A 1,206-nucleotide genomic window follows, 5' to 3' on the forward strand; every position below is an offset into this window, starting at 1 on the left:
CGGTTGGGTGGCGCGCTGCTGGCGATGATGCTGGATCTGCACGGCAAGCCGTTTACCGCATTCGGTTCGCTGGTGGGGATCACCGCGCTGTTGAATTTCGTGGTGACCGCCAACGGCGTGCCGGCGCTGTTTACCCCGCTGGCGCAGGCGCTGTCCGCGGGCAGCGGCCTGCCGCTGCTGACGGTGTTGATGACCCAGGTGATCGGTTATGCCACACCGCTGTTGCCGTATCAGGCCTCGCCGATCGTGGTGGCGATGGGGATGGGCAAAGTGCCGGCACGCGAAGGGCTAAAGCTGTGCCTGCTGTTGGCCGCGCTTAGCTTCGCACTGCTGGTGCCGTTGGATTATCTGTGGTTCCGGCTGCTGGGGTGGATCCCGTAAACAGCCCCGCACCGCCGGCAAAACAATCTTCGTCCAGCGTCAGGGTGGCGATTTTATGCACCGGCCCGCGCATGCTGACCTGAAAATCGCCGCTGAAGGCGATCTGCAGTTCGCCGCCCGGCATCCGCACGCTAACCCGATCGCCGACTCGTCCCAACTTGCGCATCACGCTGGCGGCGGCGCAGCTGCTGCTGCCGGAGGCGAGGGTAAAGCCGGCGCCGCGCTCCCAGATGCCGATGCGCAGCGTCTGGCGATCGACCACTTCCACCAGTTGTACATTGGTGCGTTTCGGGAACAGCGGATGGCGCTCAATCTGCGGTCCCAGCCGATGCACCTGCGCCAGATCCAGTTTTTCCACCGGCACCACGCAGTGCGGGTTGCCCATCGACACCAGCGAAACGCTTAACGTCTCCTCCTTCAGGGGCAGCGGATAGTTCAGCGCCTCCGGCAGATCGATCAAGGCCGGCAGCGCCGCCGGGCTGAAATTGGCGCGCCCCATCTCCACGGTTATCTGATGCGCGTCTTCCGCCACCTGGCAACGCACGTCGCCGCCGGCGGTGTGCACCAGAAACGGCTGATGCCCTACGCGCTCGTTGTCAAACAGATAGCGCGCGTAGATACGCAGGCCGTTGCCGCTTTTCTCCGCTTCGGAGCCGTCCGGGTTGATGATGCGCAGGGTGGGATTGACGGCGTCACCGCTGTCGATCAGCAGGCCGTCGGAACCAATGCCGTAATGCGGGTGGCACAACAGGCGGATCTGTTCCTGGCTCAGACGATCGGCGACCGAACGGTGGCAGACCAGGTAGTCGTTGCCCAGGCCGTGAT

Annotated in this window: 1 protein-coding gene and 1 pseudogene; one reads left to right on the forward strand and one right to left on the reverse strand. The window is 64.3% G+C overall.

What is annotated here, in order from left to right; genetic code table 11:
- Positions 1 to 381: pseudogene (locus tag SO140_RS45925) on the forward strand (SLC13 family permease); the annotation flags it as partial.
- Here SO140_RS45925 and dapF read toward each other — a convergent pair.
- Positions 317 to 1,206 (reverse strand): diaminopimelate epimerase (gene dapF, locus SO140_RS45930; RefSeq protein WP_498544198.1); only part of this gene is annotated, 890 nt, incomplete at its 5' end. The pseudogene SO140_RS45925 and the gene dapF sit on opposite strands and share 65 nt — an antisense overlap.

The sequence above is a fragment of the Bradyrhizobium sp. UFLA05-108 genome (assembly GCF_059803455.1).